The sequence below is a fragment of the Streptomyces sp. NPDC101393 genome (assembly GCF_044767385.1).
GTDB lineage: Bacteria > Actinomycetota > Actinomycetes > Streptomycetales > Streptomycetaceae > Streptomyces.
The window spans coordinates 267,817-286,977 of record NZ_JBIWNU010000010.1; the positions used below are offsets into that span (position 1 = coordinate 267,817).

Below are 19,161 nucleotides of genomic sequence, written 5' to 3' on the forward strand. Positions count from 1 at the left end.
AAGGCCGCCTCAGCGCTTGCCACCGCTCAGCTTCCTCGTACGCGTGCCGCAGCGTGAACCCACCACCCCCACCTGCCTGGCGGCCGCACACACGGTCGCACTCGCGCGTTGGTGCGGCAGGAGCCTGCAGCGGCGATCACCGTGGCCGGTGACGATGAGCCGGGTGACACTCTCGACCAGAGCATGAGGCAGTCGAGTGCGGCAGGCCCGGAAACCAACGAGGCACCTGGGACGATGAGTTGAGTTGACCCTCCGAACACCTGCCTAAACGGCATCGGAGCCGCGTGCGTTGCGTCCTCACCACCCTTCCCCCCATGGGTGGCCACCCTCAAAGACTCATTGTTCCTGTTGGGTATGTCGGCAATCCCTGCCGGGCGGTCGGTGAGCAAATATGTAGCGGGTCGCAGAGGGGATCGCGATACTGCCTCGGTGCCTCTCACCGCGCTGCCTCAACTGCTTCGACCTCGTGCCCTGAGGCCCGGGGACCTCGTCGTGATCGCATCCCTGTCCGGGCCGCTCCATGCCGCCTACGCGCCCGACCTCGATCACGCGGTGGTCGTGCTGGAGCGGATGGGATTCCGCGCGCGTCGGGCACCACTCCTCGAAGCGGGGCGGCGCCATTGGTGGAGCGCGGCTACGCCGGCGGAGATCGCCCGGGAGCTCAATGCCCTTCTGCGTGATCCTGAGGTTCGCGCGATCATCGTGCATGACGGTGGTCAGACGGTGCTCGGTTACCTTGACCTGATCGACGTCGACGCGATCGCGGCCGACCCCAAGCCGATCCTCGGCTACAGCGACATCTCACTGCTGCATCTGGTGCTCTACGCGCGCACGGGTCTGGTCGGATTCCATGCCGACTTGGCCACCCCTGGACTCGGCGGGCACTGGCAGGCCGCGCCCGCAGCACGCGGAGCGGAGCTGGAAAAGCTCTATTCGACGCTGCTGACCGGTACGGAGCCGATCGGTGCGCTGCCGGCCACCCCAACGTGGGAGTGCTGGCGCGCCGGTCGCACCGAAGGCCGGCTGATCGGCGGGTTGATGAGTCGCATGGTGCTGGCGCAGGCGACGCGATACGCACTGCCGCTCGAATGCTTCGACGGTGCGGTGCTCTTCTGGGAGGAGATGGGCGGCCACGCCTCGCATGTGTGGAGCTATCTCCACGTACTGCGGCACTCCGGCATCCTCGACCGGATCGCCGGGATGGTCGTGGGCACCCCGACCGCAATCGACGGACTTCACTCGCCCGACGCGTCCCCGACCCTCTCCGAGATAGTCCTCGACGTCCTCGGCGACCGGGACATCCCGGTCCTGGGCAACGTCGAGATCGGACACGGCGGTCCGAACCTGCCGATGCCGGTCGGCATCCGCGTCGAACTCGACGCGCAGCAGCGGAGACTGGCACTTCTCGAACCGGCGGTACACCCGCTCACAGTGACCGGGCAGGGTGACTGAGCCACGCGGATCAGTGGGGCTGCGTGGGCGGGCGTGCTGAGCACGGCGTGGTGGACGCCGTCGCTCATGAAGCAGGAGCAAGCCGGGCAGCCGGCGCCGCATTTGAGCACCGTGAACAATGAGGCGGGCCGCATTCCGTCATGGGCCCATGAGCCCAGCGAAGGGGGCCGGGTAGGCGAACCACTTCATGGCGTCGCGGGTGAGGTAGTACCCCTCGGCGAACCCATGCAGGGCCGCCCGTTGCGTGGGCTGCTGGACCGGTTCGCCTTCCAGCCACTCCGCCCCACCCGCTTCGGACCTTCCTGGACTGATGACAGACCGTCGGCAATGAAGAACCCCGGACCACTGCGGAATCCAGGCCGACCCCGCCAGTGGTCCCGGGCGCCCAATGACGCAGCGCCGACGTGACGTTCGGCACCGAGTCGGTGTTGACCTGCTCGGTGACCGTCAGGGAACCCCTCGGGTCGTTGCGGACATCCCGCAGCTCCGACCGGATGGTAGCGGCGTGGCGCGGTTGTGGAATGCCGCAGTTCGCCCGTCCAGGCCGCCACACTGTCCAGTGCTCATCGCCTTCGGATTTCGGAGCCGTGTCATGACCCAGCCTTCCACCGGGCCGGCCGGAGCGGACACCTTCCTGGCCGTATGCAGCCACACACACCTCTTTCCAGGGGCCCGCTGCCGCATTCAGGGGCTTTCCGACCCTTCTGCCTTTGCAGCAGACCCGTGGCCGCTCGAACTGGAACTGCGCCTATCCGACGACGTGGTCACCGAGGCGGAGTTGCGCACCGTCGAGCCGGTGGGCCCGGTACTCACTGTCCCGGCCTACACCACCGATGCCGGCACCCCCATCGATGCCCGCAGGTGGCTGATTCGGGAGATCATCCGAAGGGGAGGCGACGTCGAGCTGACCATCGGTGGCCATGCCTCGACCTGAGGACTGGGCCCGCGGGGGGACGCCTCTCGGAGCAGCGGATCGAAGTGGCTGTCTTGCCACGGGAGAAGACCGGGGCCCGTTGCGTTCGGCGCCCACGCGAACACCGCCCCGGCAACGAGCCACACGCTGCCGAATCGCCAACACCGCATGCGCCTCGTCGCGAGGGCCGCGTGCCCGCCGGGACGGTGCGTCAGACCATGGCGAGCCGGTCCACCAGCAGCTCCACCCTCGTCTCGGCGTCCTCCGGTGGCAGCCGCCCTGACCGGGTCAGGGTCGCCAGCCCGTGGAGGGAGGCCCAGAATGTCTCGGTGAACAGCCCCGGGCCGACGCCGTCCCCGGCGACCTCGCCGAGGCACTCCAGCAGCGCGGAGAAAGCGTCCTTGAGAGGTTCCGGGGTGTCGTCCTGCGCGTAGGGGAGACCGCCGTCGAGCTGGAAGATGGCGTCGTAGACCGCTGGGTTGCGTGCGGCGAAGTCGAGGTAGGCGTGGGCGAGGGCGTACACCCGCTCGCGCGGGCCGTCTGCGGCGGAGGTCGCGGCGCGCACCGCCGCGGCCAGCTCTGCGGCGCCCTCGAGGGCGACGGCGCCGATGATCTCCCGTTTGCCGCGGAAGTGGCTGTAGAGGACCGGCTGGCTGTATTCGATGCGCTCGGCGAGTTGGCGGGTGGTGACCGCGTCCCAGCCCTGCTGCTCGGCGAGTTCGCGGGCCGTCGCCACGATGAGGCGCTCGCGGACCGCCCGTTCGCGTGCCTTGCGTTCCTGTACCGACATAACTCGAATCCTAGCACCGCTAGACAATCGAGGGGTGGCAGTACTAGCGTTGTCCATATCAGCTAGCGGTGCTAGATCCCGGGAGGGGCAACATGCTCAGCGCACTTGAGGTACTCACCACCGTGATCGTCGGCTTGATGGTGGGGGTGGAGTTCTCCGTCGCCTTCGTCATGAACCCGATCTTCAACGCCCTCCCGGAGGACAGTAACCAGCTGGCCCACTCCCACGGGGGCCGGATGCTCGGCGCCGTGATGCCGTTCTGGTACATCGGCTCACTCGTCCTCGTCGCGGTCTGGGCTGCCGCGGGATGGCACCACCACGGCACCGGCCTCGTCGTCACCGCCGGCGCGCTGCTGATCGTCAGCGTGATCATGTCGATCCTGCTGCTCGTCCCGATCAACAACCGGGGCAAGACATGGACCCCGGAGAACCGGCCCGAGGACTGGAAGGAGCAGATGAACCGCTGGGACCGTTTCCACTACGTCCGTGTCGCCGTCATCATCGGCGCCTTCACCCTGCTGGTCGCCGCCCTCGTCTGACACCAAAGCCGCCCAGGCATGCACTGGTTCACCCCTGTATGCCGACAGCCTTCGCCCCGTCGGGGTGAGCCCGACAGGGCTTCGGATTTCTGACCCCGCGGGCCGCCCCCGCGCCGGTGGCGCACAATCCCCACTCCCCGGGCGGCAAGTGGCCACCGAAATCCCGACATCCGGGAATGCAGCTGCCGCAGACCCCACAACGGCGATCCCGTCCAGCCACGCCCCTCGATCAACCGCGTCCGCGCGGCCTGATCAGGCCCCACACGACTCAGCAAGCTCCACGAAGCTCACCAAGCCGGCGAAGACTCGCAAGGAGAAGAACAATGTCGCTGAAGAAGATCAACACCGTCCTGGCCGCCGCCTTCATCCTCTTCATCCTCTGGTTCGGGACGGAGTTCATCCTGAGCCCGGAGATGACCGCGCCGGGCTTCGGCCTGCCGAGCCGGCAGTCCGGCGACGGCGACGGTTTCCTGATCGTCAAGGGAATCCGCGACGTCGTCCTGGCCCTGGTCCTGGGCATCCTGCTGGTGACGGGCCACCGCCGGGCGCTGGGCTGGGTGCTGCTGGTGGAGGCCCTCGCCGCGTACGGCGACATGACCACCGTGCTGGCCCACCACGGCTCCGTGGCCACCGCGCTCGGTGTCCACGGCCTGACCGCGACGCTGATGGTGGTCAACGGCCTGCTGATAATGCGCGAGACCCGCAAGGCCGCGCCCGCTCCGGCGGCGCTCGCCCCGCAGCCCGCCTGATCCCATCGGACCAAGGTGGCCCGGACCCTGGCCGGGCCACCTGGGCGCGCGCCGGTATACGCGTGTCAGCGTCCGCTGGGAAATGCCAGGCAGCGTATCCAGCTGCAACTGCAGGTGACAGCGCACCGGTTCGACGCGTCGCCCAGGGGCGGTCTCCAGATGCCCTGCAGAGCGACACGAACGCCCTCCTTTGGTACATCGGCCCCACGAAGCGCCACCGATACGCGGTCCGCTCTCTGCGAGGGACTGACAGCCTTCCAGCAAGCGATCTTCGCGGGGAAGTTGCGGGGAAGCGCGCGGGTTCGTGAATTCTCGGACGTGGTGAGGACCGAAGTGGATCGTGAGCGTCGCCCTGGCGTCGACGAGCGTGCGGGTTCCGGCTTGACCCTCAACACAGGGCGCGTCGTTCGGATCATGTCGTCCCCGCCCTCCGGACGGCAGCGTCTACGCGAGTGGCAGGGCGCTCTTCTCCTGCTCGTCGGACGCTTGTGCGAACCCATCCGTCAGTCTTCCCGGATGAAGCCCTCCCGCACCAGCCAGTCCTTCGCCACCTCGTGCGGGTCCTTCCCGTCCACGTCCACCCGCGCGTTCATCCGCTGGGCTTCCGCCCCCGTCAGCCGCTTGGTGATCGGGGTGAGGAGGTCGGCGATGGCGGGATACTTCTTCATTGTGGCGCTGTTCATCTCGGGTGCCGCGTTGTAGTTGGGGAAGAAGTGCCGGTCGTCCTCCAGCGCCTTCAGCTTGAGTTCGGGAATGCGGCCGTCGGTGGTGGCCGCCACGCCGAGGGCGCAGGCCGCGCCCTCAGCGACCTGGGTGTAGACGACGCCGTCGTCCATCTTTTTGAAGTTCCCGGGCCGGAGGGCGAATCCGTACGTCTTCGCCACGCCCGGCAGGCCGTCCGCGCGCACCGAGAATTCGCTTCCGCCGCAGATCGTCGCCGCGCCCGGGTCCTTCTTCGTCAGACGCGCCACGTCGGAGAGTGTGCGCAGCCGGTATTTTTTCGCATTCGCCTGGTTCGCGACCAGTGCGTAGGTGTTGTTGAGCGGGGCGGCGGGCAGCCAGGTGATGCCGTTGCGGCGGTCCTCCTCGCGCACGGCGTCCCACTGCTCGTACGGGTCGACGACCGGCTTGCTGTGACCGAGGTAGGTGATCCAGGCCGTGCCGGTGTACTCGTACATCCCGTCCGCCGCGCCGGACTTGACCGCCTCGCGGGCACCGATCGAGCCCTGGATGTTCGTCCGGTCCAGAACTTCCGCGCCGGCCGCTTTGAAGACCAGCCCCATGATCTGGCCCAGAATGATCTGCTCGGTGAACTCCTTTGAGGTCACGGTCAGTTGGGCGCCCACCAGCGGTCGCCCCTTCCCGATGGAGCCGGGCCGCACCGAGTCGGCCAGCGGGCTGCCGCTGGTCAGTCCGCAGCCGCTCAGCCCCGCGGCGGCGAGCAGCAGGGCGCCCGCGCCCGCGACGGCCGTCCGTATCTGGGCCAGGCGCATCAGTCGACCTCCAGGCCGCGTGGGTGTAGCAGCAATTCGACGAGCGTCCCCAGCCAGTCCATGATCAGCGCCATGGCGACCGTCCGTGGCTCCGCGAACCGGCGATGCCGCGGAGCCGCCAACGCACCGTACCGTCCGTCTGCCCCTTTCGCAGGGCCTTGCGGCTCATGGCGAGATCCTCTCTTCAGCACTGTGCAATCCCGACGGCGCACGCCCGCTCAATCCGTCAACGGCGAGAAACGGCTCGCCGGCCACGGCCGCGGGGGCTGTCCCGGTGAACTCCAGGACGTCACGATGCAGGTGGGCTGGTCGGTGTAGTCGGCGTCAGCCGGGACTTGGGCCGTGCCGTCACCCGCGACCAGGCGGTGGGCGGCATGGTCGACGCGGACAGCTTCGCGGCGCGCCAGGGCGGCGTCGACACGCTTGCCCCCACCCTGATCGGGGCCGGCCATTTGCTCTCCGCCGACCGGGAAGGCGCGCCCCCTGGGCCGGAATTCGTCCGCAGACCGTGCCCGGGGTCGTAGCGGGCGTTGCCCGAGAGCCGCGGACATGAGCAGCCTTAACTAACCTCGCGCTTTCATGAGGTGGGCTGTCCAGAGGTTGATCATAAGCACGGAAAGCGCCCTTGACCCGTAACGACAGGACCTGCTGAGGGCCCTGTTGGTTGCAAGGGGAAGAGCGCTTTCCAGGTGAAGCGCTGAGCTGTTTCAGAGTGGCCACTGATCGGGTGACGCTGGCGGGGGGCACAACGCACGACGCTCCCGTGCCGCTGGGGGATTCGAAGTCTCAACCGGCAGGCACAGAAGCCCCGTTGGTTCCGTATTTGCCGCACTCAACCTGCCCCACGCCCCGGTCGAGTGGGTCACCATGCTCATCGTCACCCGCGAGGGTGACCGCCGCTGCAAGCTCCCGCCGCACCAGCGTGCGCTGGTCGGCCTGGTGTACCTGCGCAGGCGCGACACAGCAGGTGAAGGAACTGGTCGAACCGTTCCGCCCGTACCTTGTCCAGCCCGACCACACGTTCTACCTGCGGTGCACGGACGCCCCTCTGCGCGACCGTATGGCCGGAAAACAGGACTACTACCAGGACGGCGACATGGTCAACATTTCCGGCCGGCTGACACGACTCCGCACCAATTTCGGTAAAATCGCCGCGGCTGACCCCACAGGCGTCATCATCGACACGGACGCAACGCCCCCGCCCAACTCGCCGACATCATCACCGCCTACCTCACGGAAGCGAGCCCATGCCCCAGCTTCAGGACGCCTCCGTGGTCGTCGCCTTCACCAAAGACGGCCGGGTAGCCGTCCTGTCCTCCCGCAGCGCCGAACACGGGGAGTTTTTCCTTCCGGGTGGCCGGCGCGATCCGGGGAGACTCCCGAGGACTGTGCGCGGCGGGAGCTGAAGGAAGAGGCCGGGGCCGAGGCCACCCGGTGGCAGCATCTCGGCACCTACGCGAGCACCCTCGGAAGCAACGCCCGCCTGTCGCTGTTCCTCGCCGAACACCTCACGCTCGAATCACAGGAACTCAACGACACCGAAGAGGACTTCAAGCTGTCCTGGTGGCCGATGGACTTAGGCGATCCGGGCCGCGCAGGACGGCCGGTTACACCTCCCCGGCGGTCCCCTCGCCCTGCCGCTCGCCGACCGCACCCCACCCAAAGGAGTACCGGAATGCTGAAACGTACGGGAACTGTCGTGGCCGCTGCTGTCGTTGCCGCGCTTGCCCTCCCCGCCGACGCCCACGCCGCCGCCATCGCCTGCGGCGGGTCCGTCTCGACCCAGGGCATCTCCGGTAACGGCTGTATCAGCGCGGAGAGGTGGAAGGACGGCCACGTCTTCATGCGCAACATCACCGCGCACACGGTCCTGACGAATACGCGCCCGCACGCCTCCGGGGTCGAGTACGAGGCGTACTTCCGCGTCGTCTCGGGCGGTCACTGGGTGAAGATCGGCAACGGGCGTACCGTCGTCCAGCGACGGTCCACGGTGGGCCCCATCGCCATCGGCAACACGGATCGCGTCTGCGGCCCGGTCAACGTCAAGGTCGAGATCCGCGTCCATGTCAGGCCCGCAGGGGGCGCCTGGTCCAACTGGAGCAGCGCCGCGACCTCCCAGTGCCAGACCTGACGCTGCCAGACCTGAGCCTCAGCACACGCAGCGCCCCCGCCACCGCGACCAGGAGGACGGGGGCTCTCGTGTTTTCTGCGGAGGAATGAACCTCGCGCCTACACCCATAGATCTTGCGCTGGCGGTCGCGCTTGGTGGGGAATGCCTCGCCGACATCGCGATGCTGCGGGCCGAGCCGGCCGTGTTCGGGGCGATCGCCCTCGACCCCCGTGGTCTCCCACCTGATCGGCACCCTCGCCACCGCGGACGAGAAGGCACTGAACGCCATCCGCTCCGCCCGGCACGAAGTCCGGGCCCGCGCCTGGTTGTTGGCCGGCAGCCAGGCACCGGACACCGGTGGGCAGGCGATCATGGACCTGGACGGAGTATTGGTCGTCTCCCACTCCGACACGCAGGGTGCCGCCCCGACCTGGAAGAAGACCTACGGCCACCACCCGCTGATGGCCTTCGTCGACCACGGGCCGGGCGGGACCGGCGAACCCGTCGCCGCTCTCCTTCGGCCTGGGAACGCGGGCTCGAACACCGCCGCCGACCACATCACCACCGCTCGCCTCGCCTCGCCCAACTGCCCAAGAAATACCGGCGCGGACGGCAGACCCTCATCCGCTGCGACTCCGTGGGCGGTACCCACGAGTCGTTTCCTCGCTCGCCCAGCGCGGGCGCTGGCTGTCCAGCTCCGTTGGCATGGTGATCACCCAGGCCATCCACACGCACGTGCTGGAGATTCCCGAGTCGCCTGGACCCCGGTCATCGAGACCGGCGGCGAGGTCCGCGACGGGCCTGGGTCGCCGAACTCACCGGCGATCTGATCGTGGGCTGACCGAGAGGGATGCGGCTGATCGTCCGCAAGGAACGGCCCCATACCGGCGCCCAGTTGAGGGTCACGGAGGCGGACGGCTTGCGGATCACCTGATTCGCCACCAACACTGCCGGTCGTCCCATCGCCGCACATGCGCTCCGTCACCGGCTGCGGCCCGGGCCGAGGACCGGATCCGGGCCGCCCGCGCCACGGGAATGCGCAACCTGCCCCTGATCGACACCGCGCAGAACAAGGTCTGGCTGGCGATCATCCAGATGGCGCTCGACCTGCTGGTCTGGATGCCCATGCTCGAACTGCCGGCGAGGCCCGGCTCTGGGAGCCCCGCCGGCTTGGGCTCCGCTCTTCTCTGCAGCCGCTCAGCTCGTCACGACCTGCCGGCTTCGCATCCTCCGCATCGCCCGTCACTGGCCGTGGACCGGCGAGATCACCGTAGCTCTCGCACGGCTCGCTCTCCTACCGAAGCCCGGCTGACCAGCTACTTTACGTACCTACGAGGAGCACCACTCCTACCGGAGCAGTGGAACCCGGCGCCCACCCGAGGTGACACTTGGGCTGTCGGCCTGCCCGCCCTCAGCCACCGAAAGCGAAACGGTCCGCCGACTCCGACGGCAGACCGTCAAGAAAGTTCGAGGTTAAGGAGTCTCCACTTGTGTGTCGGAATGCGCCAGGTTCGGGGTCAGGTGAGTCGGACTTCGGGTCCGTCCAGGTCAGGTAGGTGTTCGATGGAGAGAGGGGCTTTCACTGTCACCCTGTCGCCGATTTCGATCGTCATCCTGTCCACTGCCATGTGCAACGGACCGTGGTATCCCGCTTTCCGGGTCCGTTCCAGGATGACCTTGTCGCCGTTCTCTCCGTGCAGTCCCTTCTTCACGATGTGAGAGTAGACCGCTGTCTGGGGGCGTGCCTTGGAGAATACCCGGGCCGCCTGTTCGGGTGTGGTCAGCTTCGCCTCAACGGCCTTGAACTTACCTGACTTGGTGATCTCTTCGGAGAGCGCCACCACATTGTGGATCAGCACATCGACATGCTTACCGTGCGAGACGACGTGCTCCTCATAGGTGGTGTCGCCCGACAGAAGAACGGATTTCCCCGCGTGGTCGAAGCGGTAGCCGAAGGCGGGATTTCCGTCATGGTGTTCCACGGTGAAAGCGGTCACCTTGATGCCATCGCTGTCATAGACGACGCCCGGTTCGATCTCGTGGACGCGGATGTCCAGGTCTTCCTTCTTGAAGAGGTCGTTCGCGCGGTGGTCCACATCGTGCGCGTACATCGCCCGCATCCCGTTGACCATTCCGGCGGTTCCCCGCGGGCCCCAGACTTCGATCCGTTCCTTGCGTCCGTACATGAACCACGGGTTGAGCCAGAGAGACGGAAGGTCTTCGTAGTGGTCGTTGTGCAGATGGGTCAGAAAGACCTTGGTGACGTCCTTGGGGTGGACCCGGGACTCGTACATGTTCTGCGTGGCTCCACGGCCGGCGTCGAAAAGGAATCGTCGGTCGTCGGCCTCGATGAGGGTCGACATTCCCTGCCGAGTGGTCGTCATCTCCGGTCCTCCGGTGCCGAGAAGATAGACCTTCACCTTGGGCGGGTTATCGCTTCCGGAAACAGTCGCGCCGGCGGGCGAGGCTTTCCCGGACGTGCAGCCCATGACGCCGAGAGAAAGGGCAACAGATCCCGCGAGCAAGGGGCGGCGGGCGATTTCGCTCATGGTGGTTCCTTCCGACGTGCAGAACAGCCGCAACGGCGGGATCAGTAGAGCAATGCTCTGCGCAGAGGGAAATGGACAGTCCCTACAGCTCGACGGGGTAACGGCTCGGATGATCGTCCAAAAGCCAGAAGGCATCGTGGGCCGGGCCTATCAGCAGGTGCGCAGCAGCATCCCCATCCAACCGGGGCCGTGGCAGAGCGAGGCGCGCGCTCGGGCCGGCCGATGCCGTCAGCATCGGCGACCACGTCGAACCCCTCAAGAGTCACGGCGCGGCCTGGCTCGTCAACAACAGGCTTGGCCCGGGCGAGGGCAGTACGGCGTCCGCATTTGCCACGGATCTTGCCGGTGTCCACGATCGCCGGCCGCATGAGCTTCACGGTCAAGTCGAGCGAGGAAGGTCGCGTGCTCGTCGGCGAGCTGACGCCGCGGGACTTCACCTTCAGGATCCACCACCGCCATGGGCACCAACTGGCCCTGACCGAAAGGCTCGCCGAACTTGACGACGAGTACGACACCCGCAAATACGGCGACCATGGCCTGTCTGTTAATTCGGTCGTCTGGTCAGTGGTTTACCCAGCCCGGCGCCCACACGTCGTGCGGGATTCGCGGGCCTGCGGTGCACAGATGGTCGCGTAGCGCGGTCAGTACGGGGTGCTGGTCTCCGCTGCGGAACAGCAGCACGTGCGGGTAGACCGGGGTCGGGTCGTGCAACGGAATGCGCCGTAGGTCGTGGCTCTGGGGCCACAGGTACCGGTCCCCGCTGCCGACGAGGGTGGCCAGAGAGGCGGAGTCGGCCAGCGCGTCCATCAGGGCCTCATCACCGAAGTTGGGGCCGAGCGCGTCGATGCTCAGGCCAAAGGCCTCGGACAGCGCCTGATAGAACGCGGCCCACTCCGTGCCCGGCCTGATCCCGGGGATCCAGATGCGGTGGCCGGCCAGGTCCGAAGGACTGATCCAGGGCGCGTCAGCCAGCGGGTGGCCGGGTCCGACCAGGAGCTCCAGGGGTGCGTCCAGCAGTCGTTCGGCGCTGATCCCGGCCGGGACCTGATCTGCCGGCAGGGCACGGAAGGACGCGTCGACGGTCCCGTCGAGCACCGCCTGGGCGGCCTGGGCGGCGTTCTCCTTGCTCAGCGTGACCGCGTCCAGATCCATCTCGGGGCGGGAGCGGTAAAACCGGTAGACGGCCTGAGCCGGGCAGATGCGCCGATTGAGGACATCGACGCGCAAGGGACGGCTTCCGGGGCGCACGGCCTGCTCGGCCTGCTCGATGGCCGCCAGGACCTTCTTGGCGTGTGACAAGAAGACCTGCCCGTCCACGCTCAGCCGGGAGCCTCGGGAGGTTCGCACCAGGAGCGTCACCTCGATGTGCCTCTCCAGGCTCGCGATCCGCTTGGAGACCGCCTGCTGGCTGATCCCCAGCTCGTCGGCCGCAGCCTGGAACTGGCCGGTCTCAGTGACGGCCACGAACGTCCGCAGCGCTTCAACATCCACGCTTCCATCCTACGTCCACAACTATTGGTTGTGGCTGGCGTGATGCAGGGTTGTTTGATCGAGAGTTCCGCGCGGTGGTGGGATCAGCGCATGTCTACCCGCACAGAGCAGGTCATGTATGTCCAGACGCCTGAGTTCGCGCGTCATGCGGAGCGGATCGTGGAGGTGACTGATGCGACGTCTCGACTGAACGTGCTTCCGTTCAGCGACAACGAGGGTCGCGCGGAACTCCTTTCTGTTGTGTTCGGTGGCCCGCTGCCGGAATCGGTGGTGATCTACCCGCCGTTCTTTACCGAGTACGGGCTGAACACGACGTTCGGGGAGAACGTCTTCGTCAACCAGGGATGCACCTTCATGGACAAGGGAGGCATCCGTATCGGGAACGGCGTCATGATCGCCCCGAAGGTCAGCCTCATCACCGGAGGCCATCCACTGCCCCTGGCTGAGCGCCGTGAGTACCTCTCCTTCGCCCCGATCGTCATCGAGGACGACGTCTGGATCGGGACGGCTGCCGTGATCACGCAGGGGGTGACCATCGGTGCCGGTGCGGTGGTCGCTGCCGGTGCGGTGGTCACTCGTGAGGTTCCTGCCGGCACCGTGGTCGCGGGAGTGCCCGCCCGGGTGATCAAGAAGATCGACTGAGCCCGGCCGGGCTGCTGGACCGGGTGAGCAGCACCTCTCGGTCTGATCCTGATGCTTCGTCACGCCTGGCTGGCTGACCGGCAGTGGGACCGAGTCCGACCTCTGTTGCCCTCCAGTACCGGACGTCGTGGCAGGCCGTGAGCCGATCACCGCCGCATTCTGAAGGTGCTCGGCTACCCGTACCGCACCGGTATTCCTTGGCAAGACCTCCCAGGTGGGTTCGGATCCTGGAAGGCCGTGTGGGCCCGCCACCGCCGCTGGGCTGCCGAGGGGGCCTGGGACCGCGTGCTCGGCGTCCTGCTCGCCCGCGCGGACCACGACGGGCTGATCGACTGGCGGTGGCCGTGGCGGGTGGCGGGTGGCCGTGGACTCCACCGCCACCCGAGCCCACCACCACGCCACCAACCCCCGCCGCCCCGAGAAGAGCCGAGCCGCAGCCCAAGGGCAGGGCCTCGACGCCCACCGGGAGCCCGCCGGGCACGCAATCGGCGGTTCCCGCGGAGGGCTGACCATGAAGCCCCACCACACCGTGGACGGGCAGGGCCGACCGCTGGCCGTCCTCGTGACGCCCGGGCAGGCGCACGATGGCCACTCCCTGCCCTTGCTGCTGGGCGACCTGCGAGTCCCCAGGACGGGAGCAGGCCGTCCACGTACAACCCCGACCGTGCTGCTCGGGGACAAGTCCTACTCCTCCCGCGCGTTTCGAACGGCGCTCAAGGCCCGCGGGAATCACGGCGGTCATCCCTGAGCGGCGTGAGCAGCAGGAGCACCGTCGCGGCCGCGGTTCAGCAGGCGGGCGTCCGCCGCAGCTCGATCCGGTGGCCTACAAGAACCGCAACGTGGTCGAGCGGTCCTCCGCCCTGCTCAAGCAGTGGCGGGTCTGGCTACGACGTTCGACAAGCTCGCGATCGTCTAACTCGGCTGCGGTCCTCGCCGCAGTGCTGGTCTGGGCTCGCCTCTACCGGACACGCCTTAGCGATCAGTGATGCCATCTGGACCGGGTCGAGCCGGTGCTGCCGACCGATCCGGTCCGTGGCCGAGGGCGGGCCGACCATCGCAGTGGAAGTGCCGGAACGGCTCACCCGGAGGGACTGCCGGCCCGTCCATGCGCTGGGGCTGTGGTCGCGCGCCAGCCGCACCACCACACAACACTCAGATCACGCCCAACGAAACAAGCCCAGGCGGCTGTCCGAACTGGCCTGCGCAGCACCCTTGCCGATCGTCCCCTCCAGGCAGAGCAGGACTGATCGCAGGCTCGCGGGGCTCGTGCGCGCACATGCGTCCGTCGGTGAACGGGGACCGGATCTACGCGGCGGTCGCCCTACAAGGTCGCGCGCGGTCCTGCGGTTGCTTGGCTGCCCGGGCCGAGCGGTCGCGGGCACCGGTTCGGGGTGGGGGCGCGTGCTCCAGGAGGTGATCGCCCGGACGGACCACAGCGCTGAGCGCGCGTTCCTGGAGCGCGGCGCCGGGCAACGGCCGGGGACTGACCGGGCGGGCCGGCCGGAACGGGGCTGCCGGGAGCCCGGCCGTCAGAATCCGGCCACCGCGTGCGGCACGTACGGCGCTTCGAGCTGCTGGACCTCCTCCGGGGTGAGCTCGATGTCGAGGGCGGCCAGCGCGTCGTCCCAGTGGTGGGCCTTCGTTACCCCGACGATGGGCGCGGTGACCGCGGGCCGCGACGCCAGCCAGGCCAGCGCGATCCGGGCGCGTGGGAGTCCGCGGGCCTCGGCGATGCGGGCGACGGCTTCGACGATATGACGGTCCCCGTCCTGGTAGAGCCGCTTGCCGAATTCGTCCGTGCCACTGCGGGCGCTGGTGACGTCCCAGTCCCGGGTCAGCCGGCCCCGCGCCAGCGGGCTCCAGGGGATGACGCCGATGCCGCGGTCCGCGCAGAGCGGCAGCATCTCGCGCTCCTCCTCGCGGTAGAGCAGATTGTAGTGGTTCTGCATGGTGACGAAGCGGGTCCAGCCATGCCGTTCGGCGGTGTAAAGCGCCTTGGAGAACTGCCAGGCGTGCATGGAAGACGCGCCGATGTAGCGTGCCTTGCCTGCCTTGACCACATCGTGCAGCGCCTCAAGGGTTTCCTCGACCGGCGTGTACGGGTCCCATCGGTGGATCTGGTACAGGTCGACGTAGTCGGTGCCCAGGCGACGCAGGCTGTTGTCGATCTCGCACATGATCGCCTTGCGGGAGAGGCCCTTGCCGTTGGGCCCCGGATGGGTGGTCCCGCAGACCTTGGTGGCCAGTACGAGTTCGTCGCGACGGGCGAAGTCCTTCAGGGCCCGCCCGACGATCTCCTCACTGGAGCCGGCGGAGTAGACATTGGCGGTGTCGAAGAAGTTGACCCCGGCTTCGACGGCCTGCCGGATGAGCGGACGGGCCAACTCCTCGTCCAGGGTCCAGGAGTGAGTGCCGCGGTCAGGGTCTCCGAAGCTCATGCAGCCCCCGCAGATCCGCGACACGTCCAACCCTGTGGCACCCAACTTCACGTATTCCATCCGTCGTACTCCTCCGCATATCGTCGCCTCCGGCCGCCATCGGACGACCGGACGTAGGGGCCCAGGGGCCCTGCCGGGGCAAGGGGGCCCGCTAGGGCCGTTCGTGCCGTGCCGGGAGCCGACGCCGGACCCGGTGCCGACTCCCGGCTGCGCGCAGCCAATCAGCCAGCACGCACACCGTCCCGTACGTTCCAGGGCGTGGGCGTGCTGTTGCCGATCGTTCGGACCGGACCTGTCCCTACCGCCCCGATGACCTCACCACGAGTACTTCAGCGACCCGTACATAGTTGATCGATTGAGGTGTTGTCACGATCGCAGTCTGCCGGCCGGAGTTCCTCCCGGGGGAGGTGGTCAGCACGCACTTGGTGGTCGCGATCAGTCGAGGAAGGCGACCGTCTCGTCGAGTGGAGCGCGTTCCCGCGCGGCGAGGTCTGGCCGATTCTGTATGGCCTACTGATATGCCAGAGATGAGTTGAGGGAATCCGAGGGAGACGCGAGTTCCGCGAAAAAGGTCCTGTGGTGGACCGACCAGACGCGTGACGCAGCCGTGTTCCTTGCGCCCTCCCCGCATGGAGGGGAGGGCTCCCGCTTCCGGATCTCCACCACAGGCTCGCCCTCTTTTGTTTCCCGCGCCCCCTCCGTATGGATCCCCCCTCGGTATGGACCCCGGACAGGGGTCCGAGAACCGCGGGGCCGACCGCTGGGCCCAGGGCTGCGGACCGTTGCGATCACCCTCAGAATTGAACATGTTCAATAAAGTCTGGAAGGATGTCACGCGACGGCCGCCGCACCGGCGTGCCGCCTCCATCAGGCATGACATGAGGGGAGCAGGCCGTGGACGCGAGGACACCGTTGCGGAACCTGGGGGACGCCGGACTGCGGCTCGTCGAGCTGGCGGTCCGCTACACCGTCACCTTCGTGGTCACCTGGGTGACTGTGGATGTGTCGCTGTCGGTGGAAATCCTGGACGAATGGTCGGGCCTCTTCCTGCTCATGTGGGTGCCGTCCATCCTGATCAGCTTCGTCTACGGGCAGGTCAACACCCGCACCGGCGTGGCTTTCCGGGGTCCGCTGGCCGGGCTCCTGATGCTCCCGCTCTGGTTCCTGCTCCCTTTCCCGCCTGCCCTGCCCCTTGTCGTTACGGGCCAGCTGCTCTTCGCGTTGTGCGTGATACGGGCACCGATGGTGGGTCCGTCCCACCTCCGGCCCCGGGAGCGCGCGGCGCTTGTCGCTGCCGCCCGACTTGCTCACCGCCTGGCGAGCCGCGTCCGCCGCACCGCCCCTAGCCAGGACCTGTCCGGGTGAACAAGTTCGTAGCCGGATGGTGAGGGCTGATGCGGTGGCGGTGCGAAGGTGGGCGGAGCCGCGCTTGCCGTAGCGGGTGGCGGCGGCCCGGAGCTTTTTCAGGCGATTGATCGCCCGTTCGACGGTGTTGCTCTTCTTGCAGCGTCCCTCGTCGAAGCCGGTGGGCGACCGCCGCGTGAGCCTTTGCGCAGACGGGCGGCCTGGCTGTCGAACTTCACCGGAATCGTGCGCCGGAAACCGCGTCGCCGCAGGTACTCGCGGCACGGCGTGCGAACTAACCCAGCATGCAGACGAGTTGGGATTCTGGGTCTGGCCCCCACGGAAAGTAGTTGTGGAGACGTTGGACGGTCGGGGCCTTGTCGAGCGTGTCGCGAGTCGGGGAGGCTCACTCCTCTGCTTGGCCTGCACCCCCTGCGCGACCTCGGCATGCAGGAAGACGTGGGGGAGAGCCGGCACAGCTCAGCGCTCGCCGGAGTAGGCGGGCTCGGCGGTTCGTCGGTAGGGGGATCTCTGAATATGTGGGGGAGTGGCGTTACTTGCCCAGGTTCTTGGCCAGGGCGGCACGCCGGGCGAACATCTCTTCCTTGGACGCATCCATCTTGAGGAGGGCTGTCTTGCGTTCCCGCTGGGCCAGTCTGTCCAGATACAGGTGACCGTGAAGGTGGTCTGTCCCGTGCTGCAGGCACCGGGCGAAGCAGCCCCTGCCCTCGATCACCAGCGCCTTACCTTCCTTGTCACGGCCTCGTACGACAGCACAGTCGGGGCGGGGCACCATACGGTAGGGGCCGGGAACGGACAGGCACCCTTCTGGTTCTTCGACCAGCCTGCGCTGCTCGGTCGGCACCTCGTCCAGGACGGGATTGGCGATGTGCCCGACGTGCCGTACCCCCACTCGTCCGTGATGTCCCACACGAACAACTCCAGATCCACGGCGACTTGGTTGGCGGCGAGCCCTGCGCCCTCCGCTACTTGGTTCGTGGCGAACATGTCGTCCACCATCTGCGCCAGTTCCGGCGTACCGAACTGCGTGACTTCCCGGCACTGCCGCCGCAGAATTTCCTCCCCAACGACGGTGATGCGACGCACAGCGCCCCGGCTCTCAGCTCTCAGAACGCGGAGTGGGCGAACCAGCGCTCGAGCAGATCATGGTCGCCGTGCACCGTGAAGGCGTCCGAGCGGCGGTCGAGGCGTCCGTAGACGAGGAGTAGCAGATCGGCGGCGGTTGCGTGGACGGCGGCGTCGGCCGATGCTGCTGCCGCCGCCGGGTCCCCGTGGGCCGGTTCGACGCCGAAGCCGTCGGGCCGCAGCTGGACCAGCCAGCCCGCCTCGCTGTCGGTGCAGCGGAAGTGCAGGGTCTCGTCCTGGCCACGGAGACGGGCCACCTCGGGAGCGAAGGACGTTGCGAAGGGGAGGTTCACCAGGAACTCGTCCACGCCGTCGGCCGCCAGCTCCCGGTCGACGGTGGGCCGGATGCCCACAGCGGTTTCCGCGTCGGTGCGGTGCACCAGCGTCTCGAACAGCATCCGCCGTACCCAGAACCGGGCGTGCTGATCGGCACCCCAGGCCCACATCGGGGCGTCCGGGTCGACGGTCGTGAAGGTCTCGGCCGCCTCGGCCGCACTGGCCGTCAACCATTCCGGGTAGCCGTCCTCGTGATCCGGCAGCCGCAGCTCCCCGATCTCGCGGCTGCGCGGGGGTTCCTGGAGGCCCTCCCGCAGCAGCGCCGAGAATCGCCGCTGCACGCTTCCGGTGTGCCTGACCAGGTCGAGGAGCGTCCAGCCCGGACAGCTGGGGACCGGGGTCGCAAGGCTCGCGCCCGCGAGTGCGGCCACGAACTTCGCGGTCTCCGCGGCGATGGCCTCGCTACGGGTGACGTGGGAGGAAGTCCGCCCCGGATCCGGCACGTTCATCTGTTGCGTCCTAGACATCGGTGGTCCGGCCGCCTGGCCGGCCGGGCCTCATCCCGAAGACTGCCACAGCGTGCCGCCGTCGCGGTCTACCGGTCCGGTCTCAGGAACCGACGCCCCCGTCGCCGCTCTCGCCGAGAAGGTCGCTGAGAACCTCACTGGGCAGGAGGATGGGGCTGCCGCTCTGTGGGCCCTCCACCTTGTCACCGGAGGCGTTCAGCACCAACCACTTGGCGCCGAAGGCGTCCGACCCTCGGCCGTTGGTGTCGCCGGGCGGCGCCGTCGATTCGGGGGGGGGCCGCACCGAGCGGGTCGGTCACCGACTTCGTCACCCCGCCGTGCGCCGCATGCTTGGCCAGGCGCCCGCCGGCCGGTGCAGCCACACCGTTCGTCGAGCAGCTGCGGGTGCTGCGAGCCGACGAGCGTGAGCGGACGCGCTGAACGAGGACGTCGCCCGGCTCTCCCCGCTCCGGCACGCCAACCTCGACGCACTGGGTCGCTACAGCTTCCGCGCCTCAACTCCGGGCGGAGGCGGCCTGCGCCCGCTGCGCATCCCGGCCGCGGCAAGCGGGAAGACGATGAAGACGACGGCGAGCTTGAGCGGGCTACGGCTGCGGCGGTTTGCCGGCGCTGTTTGGTGTGGTTGAGGAGTACCGGCTATTGGGGTGCGTCCCGAAATCGGCCGATGCTCCGGCGGTGGTCGTCGAGGCTGCCTGCCCGCGA

The 19,161-nt window shown here is 68.0% G+C and carries 16 protein-coding genes and 8 pseudogenes; 13 read left to right on the forward strand and 11 right to left on the reverse strand.

Features of this window, described 5'->3' with window-relative positions; genetic code table 11:
* Positions 1–102: 102 nt before the first annotated feature.
* Positions 103–192: pseudogene (locus ACIRQ7_RS30275) on the reverse strand (IS5/IS1182 family transposase); the annotation flags it as partial.
* Positions 193–492: 300 nt separating this feature from the next.
* Between ACIRQ7_RS30275 and ACIRQ7_RS30280 the strand changes: the two are divergent.
* Together ACIRQ7_RS30280 and ACIRQ7_RS30285 are read left to right on the forward strand one after the other, a co-directional pair.
* Positions 493–1,452 carry an LD-carboxypeptidase gene (locus ACIRQ7_RS30280; protein WP_404265800.1) on the forward strand — a complete coding sequence of 320 codons (960 nt, stop codon included), beginning with the start codon at positions 493–495 and terminating at the stop codon, positions 1,450–1,452.
* Positions 1,453–2,044: 592 nt separating this feature from the next.
* On the forward strand, positions 2,045–2,386 hold the full coding sequence (locus tag ACIRQ7_RS30285) for a hypothetical protein (RefSeq protein ID WP_404265801.1): 342 nt from the start codon (positions 2,045–2,047) through the stop codon (positions 2,384–2,386).
* A gap of 190 nt (positions 2,387–2,576) precedes the next feature.
* Here ACIRQ7_RS30285 and ACIRQ7_RS30290 read toward each other — a convergent pair whose 3' ends face one another.
* Positions 2,577–3,155: a TetR/AcrR family transcriptional regulator gene (locus tag ACIRQ7_RS30290; RefSeq protein WP_404265802.1), complete on the reverse strand. Its 579-nt coding sequence runs from the start codon at positions 3,153–3,155 to the stop codon at positions 2,577–2,579.
* A gap of 92 nt (positions 3,156–3,247) precedes the next feature.
* Between ACIRQ7_RS30290 and ACIRQ7_RS30295 the strand changes: the two genes are divergently transcribed.
* On the forward strand, positions 3,248–3,694 hold the full coding sequence (locus tag ACIRQ7_RS30295; RefSeq protein ID WP_404265803.1) for an anthrone oxygenase family protein: 447 nt from the start codon (positions 3,248–3,250) through the stop codon (positions 3,692–3,694).
* Positions 3,695–4,017: 323 nt separating this feature from the next.
* Positions 4,018–4,443, forward strand: coding sequence for a DUF4267 domain-containing protein (locus tag ACIRQ7_RS30300; RefSeq protein ID WP_404265804.1), 426 nt, complete (start codon positions 4,018–4,020; stop codon positions 4,441–4,443).
* A gap of 503 nt (positions 4,444–4,946) precedes the next feature.
* On the opposite strand, the gene ACIRQ7_RS30305 is transcribed toward ACIRQ7_RS30300, so the two are convergent.
* From ACIRQ7_RS30305 to ACIRQ7_RS30315, 3 genes and pseudogenes are all read right to left on the reverse strand, one after another.
* A complete protein-coding gene (locus ACIRQ7_RS30305) occupies positions 4,947–5,936 on the reverse strand; it encodes a glycine betaine ABC transporter substrate-binding protein (protein WP_404265805.1) in 990 nt (329 codons plus the stop codon).
* The gene (locus ACIRQ7_RS30310) at positions 5,936–6,058 is read right to left on the reverse strand and encodes a hypothetical protein (RefSeq protein ID WP_404265806.1); all 123 of its coding nucleotides are present in this window, start codon (positions 6,056–6,058) and stop codon (positions 5,936–5,938) included. Before ACIRQ7_RS30310 ends, ACIRQ7_RS30305 begins: the two co-directional genes overlap by 1 nt.
* Positions 6,059–6,101: 43 nt before the next feature.
* Positions 6,102–6,348, reverse strand: a pseudogene (locus ACIRQ7_RS30315) (AraC family transcriptional regulator); the annotation flags it as partial.
* A 399-nt stretch (positions 6,349–6,747) separates the two neighbouring features.
* Here ACIRQ7_RS30315 and ACIRQ7_RS30320 point away from each other — a divergent pair.
* From ACIRQ7_RS30320 to ACIRQ7_RS30335, 4 genes and pseudogenes are all read left to right on the forward strand, one after another.
* Positions 6,748–6,899 (forward strand): annotated as a pseudogene (locus ACIRQ7_RS30320) (IS5/IS1182 family transposase); the annotation flags it as partial.
* 133 nt (positions 6,900–7,032) lie between these two features.
* Positions 7,033–7,452: pseudogene (locus tag ACIRQ7_RS30325) on the forward strand (NUDIX domain-containing protein); the annotation flags it as partial.
* A 159-nt stretch (positions 7,453–7,611) separates the two neighbouring features.
* Positions 7,612–8,067 carry a hypothetical protein gene (locus ACIRQ7_RS30330; protein ID WP_404265873.1) on the forward strand — a complete coding sequence of 152 codons (456 nt, stop codon included), beginning with the start codon at positions 7,612–7,614 and terminating at the stop codon, positions 8,065–8,067.
* Positions 8,000–9,358, forward strand: a pseudogene (locus tag ACIRQ7_RS30335) (IS1380 family transposase). Before ACIRQ7_RS30330 ends, ACIRQ7_RS30335 begins: the two are co-directional and overlap by 68 nt.
* Positions 9,359–9,563: 205 nt before the next feature.
* Here ACIRQ7_RS30335 and ACIRQ7_RS30340 read toward each other — a convergent pair.
* Positions 9,564–10,595 (reverse strand): MBL fold metallo-hydrolase, encoded by a 1,032-nt coding sequence (locus tag ACIRQ7_RS30340; RefSeq protein WP_404265807.1) that lies wholly within the window; start codon positions 10,593–10,595, stop codon positions 9,564–9,566.
* 345 nt (positions 10,596–10,940) lie between these two features.
* Here ACIRQ7_RS30340 and ACIRQ7_RS30345 point away from each other — a divergent pair, with 345 nt between their 5' ends.
* On the forward strand, positions 10,941–11,231 hold the full coding sequence (locus ACIRQ7_RS30345) for a hypothetical protein (RefSeq protein WP_404265808.1): 291 nt from the start codon (positions 10,941–10,943) through the stop codon (positions 11,229–11,231).
* Here ACIRQ7_RS30345 and ACIRQ7_RS30350 read toward each other — a convergent pair.
* Positions 11,157–12,086 (reverse strand): LysR family transcriptional regulator, encoded by a 930-nt coding sequence (locus ACIRQ7_RS30350; RefSeq protein WP_404265809.1) that lies wholly within the window; start codon positions 12,084–12,086, stop codon positions 11,157–11,159. The genes ACIRQ7_RS30345 and ACIRQ7_RS30350 overlap by 75 nt on opposite strands.
* A 114-nt stretch (positions 12,087–12,200) precedes the next feature.
* Here ACIRQ7_RS30350 and ACIRQ7_RS30355 point away from each other — a divergent pair, with 114 nt between their 5' ends.
* Both ACIRQ7_RS30355 and ACIRQ7_RS30360 read left to right on the forward strand, forming a co-directional pair.
* On the forward strand, positions 12,201–12,728 hold the full coding sequence (locus ACIRQ7_RS30355) for a DapH/DapD/GlmU-related protein (protein ID WP_404265874.1): 528 nt from the start codon (positions 12,201–12,203) through the stop codon (positions 12,726–12,728).
* 51 nt (positions 12,729–12,779) lie between these two features.
* Positions 12,780–13,714 (forward strand): annotated as a pseudogene (locus ACIRQ7_RS30360) (IS5 family transposase).
* A 543-nt stretch (positions 13,715–14,257) separates the two neighbouring features.
* On the opposite strand, the gene ACIRQ7_RS30365 reads toward ACIRQ7_RS30360, so the two are convergent.
* Positions 14,258–15,226, reverse strand: a complete 969-nt coding sequence (locus ACIRQ7_RS30365) for an aldo/keto reductase (protein WP_404265810.1) — start codon at positions 15,224–15,226, stop codon at positions 14,258–14,260.
* Between the two features lie 834 nt (positions 15,227–16,060).
* On the opposite strand from ACIRQ7_RS30365, the gene ACIRQ7_RS30370 reads away from it, so the two are divergent.
* Positions 16,061–16,531, forward strand: coding sequence for a hypothetical protein (locus tag ACIRQ7_RS30370; protein ID WP_404265811.1), 471 nt, complete (start codon positions 16,061–16,063; stop codon positions 16,529–16,531).
* Positions 16,532–17,063: 532 nt separating this feature from the next.
* Here ACIRQ7_RS30370 and def read toward each other — a convergent pair.
* The 3 genes and pseudogenes from def to ACIRQ7_RS30385 form a co-directional block, all read right to left on the reverse strand.
* Positions 17,064–17,662, reverse strand: a pseudogene (def, locus tag ACIRQ7_RS30375) (peptide deformylase).
* On the reverse strand, positions 17,638–18,441 hold the full coding sequence (locus ACIRQ7_RS30380; protein WP_404265812.1) for a maleylpyruvate isomerase family mycothiol-dependent enzyme: 804 nt from the start codon (positions 18,439–18,441) through the stop codon (positions 17,638–17,640). The pseudogene def and the gene ACIRQ7_RS30380 overlap by 25 nt, the downstream one beginning before the upstream one ends.
* Before the next feature lie 100 nt (positions 18,442–18,541).
* Positions 18,542–18,742, reverse strand: a complete 201-nt coding sequence (locus ACIRQ7_RS30385; protein ID WP_404265813.1) for a hypothetical protein — start codon at positions 18,740–18,742, stop codon at positions 18,542–18,544.
* A 136-nt stretch (positions 18,743–18,878) separates the two neighbouring features.
* On the opposite strand from ACIRQ7_RS30385, the pseudogene ACIRQ7_RS30390 reads away from it, so the two are divergent.
* Positions 18,879–19,085 (forward strand): annotated as a pseudogene (locus tag ACIRQ7_RS30390) (hypothetical protein); the annotation flags it as partial.
* Positions 19,086–19,161: the final 76 nt, after the last annotated feature.

Bases quoted from the DNA above. Each gene is read 5' to 3' on its own strand.
- ACIRQ7_RS30295 (WP_404265803.1), top strand. From the start codon at position 3,248: ATGCTCAGCGCACTTGAGGTACTCACCACCGTGATCGTCGGCTTGATG.
- ACIRQ7_RS30305 (WP_404265805.1), bottom strand. From the start codon at position 5,936: ATGCGCCTGGCCCAGATACGGACGGCCGTCGCGGGCGCGGGCGCCCTG.
- ACIRQ7_RS30300 (WP_404265804.1), top strand. From the start codon at position 4,018: ATGTCGCTGAAGAAGATCAACACCGTCCTGGCCGCCGCCTTCATCCTC.
- ACIRQ7_RS30290 (WP_404265802.1), bottom strand. From the start codon at position 3,155: ATGTCGGTACAGGAACGCAAGGCACGCGAACGGGCGGTCCGCGAGCGC.
- ACIRQ7_RS30340 (WP_404265807.1), bottom strand. From the start codon at position 10,595: ATGAGCGAAATCGCCCGCCGCCCCTTGCTCGCGGGATCTGTTGCCCTT.
- ACIRQ7_RS30380 (WP_404265812.1), bottom strand. From the start codon at position 18,441: ATGAACGTGCCGGATCCGGGGCGGACTTCCTCCCACGTCACCCGTAGC.
- ACIRQ7_RS30365 (WP_404265810.1), bottom strand. From the start codon at position 15,226: ATGGAATACGTGAAGTTGGGTGCCACAGGGTTGGACGTGTCGCGGATC.
- ACIRQ7_RS30285 (WP_404265801.1), top strand. From the start codon at position 2,045: ATGACCCAGCCTTCCACCGGGCCGGCCGGAGCGGACACCTTCCTGGCC.
- ACIRQ7_RS30355 (WP_404265874.1), top strand. From the start codon at position 12,201: ATGTATGTCCAGACGCCTGAGTTCGCGCGTCATGCGGAGCGGATCGTG.
- ACIRQ7_RS30330 (WP_404265873.1), top strand. From the start codon at position 7,612: ATGCTGAAACGTACGGGAACTGTCGTGGCCGCTGCTGTCGTTGCCGCG.